Annotated in this window: 7 protein-coding genes; 3 read left to right on the top strand and 4 right to left on the bottom strand. The window is 66.6% G+C overall.

Annotated features, from left to right (window positions below):
- Positions 1-459: 459 nt before the first annotated feature.
- Positions 460-1,917 carry a fucose isomerase gene (locus JSV65_12235; GenBank protein UCH33339.1) on the top strand — a complete coding sequence of 486 codons (1,458 nt, stop codon included), beginning with the start codon at positions 460-462 and terminating at the stop codon, positions 1,915-1,917.
- 192 nt (positions 1,918-2,109) lie between these two features.
- Here the strand turns inward: JSV65_12235 and JSV65_12230 are convergent, their stop codons facing one another.
- Together JSV65_12230 and JSV65_12225 are read right to left on the bottom strand one after the other, a co-directional pair.
- Entirely contained in the window at positions 2,110-3,483 is a 1,374-nt protein-coding gene (locus JSV65_12230; protein UCH33338.1) for a hypothetical protein, read from the bottom strand.
- Between the two features lie 371 nt (positions 3,484-3,854).
- Entirely contained in the window at positions 3,855-4,445 is a 591-nt protein-coding gene (locus tag JSV65_12225; GenBank protein ID UCH33337.1) for a hypothetical protein, read from the bottom strand.
- 99 nt (positions 4,446-4,544) lie between these two features.
- Between JSV65_12225 and JSV65_12220 the strand changes: the two genes are divergently transcribed.
- Positions 4,545-5,102: a uracil-DNA glycosylase gene (locus JSV65_12220; GenBank protein UCH33336.1), complete on the top strand. Its 558-nt coding sequence runs from the start codon at positions 4,545-4,547 to the stop codon at positions 5,100-5,102.
- 9 nt (positions 5,103-5,111) lie between these two features.
- On the opposite strand, the gene JSV65_12215 is transcribed toward JSV65_12220, so the two are convergent.
- The gene (locus JSV65_12215) at positions 5,112-5,390 is read right to left on the bottom strand and encodes a bacteriophage holin (protein ID UCH33335.1); all 279 of its coding nucleotides are present in this window, start codon (positions 5,388-5,390) and stop codon (positions 5,112-5,114) included.
- A gap of 200 nt (positions 5,391-5,590) precedes the next feature.
- Positions 5,591-5,857 carry a hypothetical protein gene (locus tag JSV65_12210; protein ID UCH33334.1) on the bottom strand — a complete coding sequence of 89 codons (267 nt, stop codon included), beginning with the start codon at positions 5,855-5,857 and terminating at the stop codon, positions 5,591-5,593.
- Positions 5,858-6,006: 149 nt separating this feature from the next.
- On the opposite strand from JSV65_12210, the gene JSV65_12205 reads away from it, so the two are divergent.
- A partial coding sequence (locus JSV65_12205) for a 4Fe-4S ferredoxin (GenBank protein UCH33333.1) occupies positions 6,007-6,195 on the top strand: 189 nt, incomplete at its 3' end.

Below are 6,195 nucleotides of genomic sequence, written 5' to 3'. Positions count from 1 at the left end.
GTCGCCATAGACGTGCGGCACGCCCCACACGTCGCGATAGATCGTCACCTGCTCCGCCCCCGCGCCGCACGCCGCGACGGCGACCAGCGCCAACATCATCAGCGCCGAAATCACGTGCCATGTCCGGATCATCATCGAACCTCCTCACGCCGGGCTTCGTTTGCCATGGTCCCGAGCGTCTGCCCGGCCGCAGCCGCGCCGAAGCGAAGCCTGCTCCCGCGCAGGCGGCGTGTCTCGCCCGCAACGGCGCGGCCCACTCACGCATTCTCCGCGCGGCGCCGAGCGCCTGCCGGCGGAGGCCGCAGGCCCCCGCGTTGCGGGTGCGAGCCGCCGCGCCGACAGGCCGCGGCAGGGATAGAACGGCGCCGGGGATAATGTTACAATCCGTCGGCTGGCGCCGGGGCGCCCATCGTCCGCGCGCCGTGTCTGACGCAGGCTCGCAGAACCCAGGAGGTCACCATGAAGATCGGGATCGTCAGCTTCACGGATGGACGCAAGCGCGTCGCCGATTCCCTGAATGACGCATGTCACGGCTTTCAAGGCGACATCGCGAAGTGGCTCAAGCGGAAAGGCCACCAGGTCGTCGAGGGCAAGAAGATTATCTGGAACTATGCCGCCGTGCGCAGCGAAGCCGCGCGCATGAACCGGGCGGGCTGCGACGTCGTCGTGTTCAACTTCTCCGTGTGGTCGTTCCCGGACCTGACGGTGCAGACGGCGTCGCTGATCGAGGCGCCGATTCTGTGCATCGGCAATCTCAACCCGGGGCAGCCGGGCTGGGTGGCGTTCTTCGCGTCCGCCGGCGCGCTCGATGAGGTCGGCATTCCCTACGGCCGCGCGCTCGGCGACATCAAGGATCCGCGCGTGCAGGCGCAGGTGCTCGACTTCCTCGTTAAGCACGAGCCCGACAAGCAGGCGCAGGGCAACGCAGCGGCGGCGAAGCTCTACGGCCAGCGCTACGGCGAATTCGACGGCCCCTCAATGGGCATGTACACCGGCCACGTTGACCAGAGCCAGTGGATGGCGCAGTTCGGCGTCCATGTCTATCACCGCAGCCAGTTGACGCTGGTGGACATGGCGAAGCGCGTCTCCAAGAAGCGCGTCCAGGCCGGGCTGGACTGGCTGGAGGCGGCGGTGGCGAAGATCCACTGGGACGGCGACATGCTCACACCCGGCCTCGACGGGACGCTCGCCAAGCAAGTGCGGCTCTACCTCGGGATGAAGGATCTGTGCAGGCAGGAGGGCATTGACTTCTGCGGCATCACCGGGCAGCTCGACTTGACCGAGAGCAAAGAGCACTGCATCGCCGACGTGCCGGAGGCGCTGCTCAACGACGTCGCGGACTGGGAGGACGACCCGAAGAAGGTCATCGTGTGCGCCACCGAGTGCGACTCTAACGGCGCGCTGACGATGCAGATCCTGCACCACCTCACCGGGACGCCGGTGCTCTTCGCCGACCTGCGGCACTACCACGAGAAGCTCGACGTGTACGACCTCGTCAACAGCGGCGAGCACGCGCCGTACCTGTCCAAGCGCAGCAAGAACTGGCGCAGGAACTGGAAGCAAGTGCACCTGATGCCGGCGAGCAAGTTCTTCTTCCGCGGCGGCGGCGCGTCGGTGCAGTTTTACGCCGATCCGGCGGATCCGGTGACCTTCGCCCGCATCACGCGCAAGAACGGCGAGTTCCAGATGCACATCTTCACCGGCGCGTTCGTCAAGCTGCCCAAGGCGACCATGGAGAGGCTCGCCAAGCAGACGACCTACGAGTGGCCGCACGCGTTCTCGCGGTTCAACATCTCGTATGAGCGCTTCGCGCGGGAGTTCCGCTGTAACCACCTGCACGCCGCGCTCGGCGACTGGGTGGGGCAGCTCATCGCCGCGTGCGAGGCGCTGGGTATCGAGCCCATCGTGCTGGACTGAAGGCCTTAGGGCAGGAGGCCCCTAAGCCCTACGGGCCACGGCGGCGGTCGCGAAGCGACCCAGCCACAAGCTCCTGCCACGCGAACCGGATGTCGCAGGTCGCGGCAGAGACCTGCCGCGGCAGGATGATGACGCAAGAAAGAAAGGGACCGGCGATTCGCGCCGGTCCCTTTCCGCAGTCCAAGCGGGCGTCTAGTACACGTACTTCACCGTCGTCGTCAGGTCGGCGTTGTAGTTGCCGCACGAGATGTAGACCACCGAGTCGCTGGTGGTCGAGACGGTCGCGTACGTCGTCCCCAGGTTCTTGTCGCTGCCGAACGGGTTCTCCCAGACGTTGTAGAACTCGGGATGCCAGTCGAGCTCGTCCACCCAGAACGTGACGTTTAGCTGGGTCTCTCCTGGCGGCACGATCTGGTCGAACATCACGCAGTTCGGGTACTTCGTCTCGTACTTCTTGTACCTATACACCCCCGGCGCCATGCCGCCCTCGGTGATGAGGTACTGCATCGGGTCGGCGATCCCCCACAGGGTGTTCGCCCGCGGCGAAGTGATGCTCGCGTTGAAGACGAACTCTCCCTTGCCCTGGATCCAGCTGTCGCCGGTGGTGAGCGCCTTGAGCCGGCTCACCTTGATCGTCACGCGGCAGTTGTTCTTGGCGAACGCGCACCACCCGGCGTGGGCGCCCTCGCTGTCGGCGATGCCGGTGTGGATCGTGTCCTGGAAGGACATGCCGGGCATCTGGAGCGTGCCGTCGGTCGCCTGGTGCAGCGCCGCGGACGTGGTGTAACCCCAGAAGAAGCAGTCCTCGCATAGGTTGGTGCCGTCGTTGGGCTTGTTGGTCAGGGCCGTGAGGTAATCATCGGCGTCATTGGTGGCGATCCACGAGGAGATGACCATCGGCCCGTAGAGCGCGGTGTTCATCGTCGTGCGGGCGGAGATATTGGTGTCCACCCAGTCGTACGTCATCTGGTCAATGTCGGGTGAGTCGCCGCCGAAGAGGGCGGCAAGCCAGCCGGGAATGTTGCTCGCCGCCCAGTTGCCGCAGGTCACGCCGACTACCTGGCACCAGCGAGTGATCAGTTGGTTGCTCGCCAGGCCGCATAGGTCGTGCTCGATCATGTAGCGGGTGACCTCGGTGCCCATGCTCGCGCCGACGACGTTGACCGCGGTCGCGCCCGGGGCGCGGTTCAGCACGTGCTGGATGTACTTGGCCACGCGCAAGGCGTACCGCGGCATGCCGGAGGGCATCGCCGCGTCGTCAGCGACGTCCTGCGTGGTGTACCACGCGGGCGGGGTATCGCCGTAGTACTCGACCGCGGCGATCTGGTTGGGAGCGGTCGGATTCGTCCACCAGCCGGGCTGCCCGAGGTGGGCGGCGAAGTGCTCCATGTCGGAGTCGTACATGTCGTCGCCGTACACGCCCACTCGGTCCCAGCCGTCGTTGTCGAAGCCGTGGACGTAGCAGATGATGGTGGTGTCGGGGTTGTAACTTGCGGCGCCCGCTGCGGATACGGCCAACGCCACCACCAGCGTCGCAAGCCAGAGTACGGATAACTTGGTACTCATGTGTGTGTCTCCTTTGTCACGATTCAACTTGGAATCTCCAGCAGCAACGTAACTAGGTTACGTGCCGGTTGACAGGCCGGCTTTGCACCTCCTTTCGCGCTCGAATCCTTCGCCCGGGGGCCGTCGGCACAAGCACTGCCACACCCTGGGCGAACTCGAGCCGTTCGCGTGGTCGGACGTTCCCCCCGTCACGCCCGTTTTGCCCACCCCCTGGCAAACTCCTTCCGCCATTGTTGAGTTCTGCGACATCAGGAGCTGCGGGGATCCGGCCGCAGCTCGCGGACCCGACGAGGTGGGGCGCGAGTAACCGAGCCGCCCCAGCGACTCACCACCTCTCACGCTTCAGGCGTGCCGCTCCTTATTGGGCCTGCTCACGCGACGATGAACTCGGTCCGCAGCCCCGCCTTGCTCGCCGCGTCGCTGAAGTCCTGGAGCACTTCCTCGGAGCGCCGGTTGAGGTTCGCGCTCGCCTCAACCACGAACTGCCGCCGCAGGAAGGCGTCCTCTGCCCCGACGATGACCATTGCGACTTCCCGGTCAAGCGTCAGATGCCGTAGGGCCGCGAGTTCGGCGAGCGCATCACGCGAGCCCCGAGAGGCGGGTGCGCTGAGGTAGAGGACGTCCTCGGCCGCGCCCTGTGCCACCAAGGCGACGTCGCCGACTGTGGGATCCTCCCAGGTTCCCCAGGATACCTCGACACACGACGCCAGCTCGCGCACCGCGGCGTCGGGCTCTGCCTTGGCCCACAGGTCGAACGCCGCCGCACGGTACAGGTCGTGGAGGGCTCCGTTGAGGCCGAACTGGTCGTACATCCGCTTGCCCTGCCGACGCAGCAGCCCGAGTGTCCGCTTCGGATCCTCGGCCGCCAGTTCGCGCAGCTCTGCGAGCACGGCGCGCCCGCGCTCGATCGGGTCTCCCTCTTCCTCGCGTTTCCCGCCGAAGAGACGATCCAGAAGGCTCATCGGATTCCCTCCTCGAATGTGCGGTGCGGGGCTGGCGCGCGGGATTGCCGCGGCGCCGCGGTTCGAATCTTCGCACCGAACGCCCTGTGATGAGACGCAATGTCGCGTGAGGCAGAACTCGAACGCATCGCCCGACAGGTTCGCCGCTGCACGCGCTGCGGCCTGTCGGAATCACGCACCCACGCCGTGCCCGGCGCGGGGAACGCTCGCGCTGCCGTGTTCTTCATCGGCGAGGCGCCGGGCGAGACCGAGGATGAAACCGGCCGCCCTTTCATGGGCAGGTCCGGCCGGGAGTTCGACGAGCTGCTCGCCATCGCCGGCCTGCGTCGCGAGGACATCTTCGTCACCGGGGTGAACAAGTGCCGCCCGCCGCGCAATCGCCGCCCGCGGCGCGACGAGATGCATGTCTGCCGGCGCGCGCACCTCGACCGCCAACTGGAGATCGTCTCACCGCGGCTGGTCGTACTCATGGGAGGCGTCGCGGCGGAGGAGATGCTGGGGGTCAAGCGGTTGCGCGACGTGCTCGGCCGCGTCATTCAGCGGGATCGCAGGCGCTGCTTCGTGACCTATCACCCCGCGGCGTCCATGCGCTTCCCGGCAACCGGACGGGCGACGCGACGCCATTTCCGCAGGCTTCCTAGGCTCCTGTCCGAGTAGAACAGGGGCCTACTCACTGGGCTGAGGCGCAGGTGCGGGCCGCAGGATGCCGTTGTAGATCCACGCCACGAGCGCGCCGACGATGAAGCCGTCCGCCAACCCCCACCCGAGTCCGATGATCGCGCCGACCAGCGTTCCGCCAAAGCCTGGGTAGACGGAAGAGAGCATGATGATCCATTCCGCGCCGTAGCCCTGGGTGACGATGTTGGCGAGCGCGACGATGAGCATCCACACGCCCCAGATGATGCCGATGGCCAGGCCCAGGGCGATCGGGTTCAATCGCTGCATGTCACTCCTCCTGTGCCGGATTGCACCGCCGGCGCCGGCGCACTGTGTGTGCCGAGTTCTCTAGGCGGAAGTCCGGCTCCTGCCCGTGGATCAGCCAGCGGGCGCGCAGCGACGCCGCGGCGTACGCCCGCTTCGTTCGGCAGGCACGATCGGCACCACCGCGATGCTGGCGCCGCGCGTCAATCGCGGGGGCCGGACGTTCAGCTCTCCGGCGGCGAAGGTGCATTGTCTGGTGACGCCGCGGCGTTCGCCTTTCTTGCGTCATCGCGGCGGCGCTGGATGCTGTACAGGATCCACCCCCATGGCCAGCTGGCGAAGACCGCGAGCGCGACCCAGAACCCCGGCCACCCTCTCCGCTCCGCGTCCCAGTACACCCGGTCCACGCTCCACAGCCACAGGATGAAGATCGCCGCGGGCAACAAGATGATAAGAACCACGAAGGAGACGTCACCGGTTGTCGACACCATCGCCACCCCCGTGCACGTCAATTCTTGACCCTGGCAGGTGCATCGAGTACAATACAGCGAACTCGCTTCATTTGTCCAGCGCGTGGGTGCGGCCAGCTGGTTCGGGCGGGGCAGCCCGCCCTGCGCGGGCATTCTCACGGGAGGGAATCGTGCCGAAGACCGTCTATTTCGCGAACTTGCGCGCCGCGGGACGTACCCCGGGCCTGCTGGACAAGGCAGCACAGCTCTTCGACAAAGCGGGCTTCGCGCGCATCATCAGAAACGATGACCTGGTCGCCGTCAAGATCCACTTCGGCGAGCCGGGCAACACCGGGTTCCTGCGGCCGGTGTACGTGCGC

It is taken from the genome of Armatimonadota bacterium (assembly GCA_020354555.1).
Lineage (GTDB): Bacteria > Armatimonadota > Hebobacteria.
Note: the sequence above shows the minus strand (reverse complement) of the source record. Positions and strands in the feature narration are given on the sequence as shown.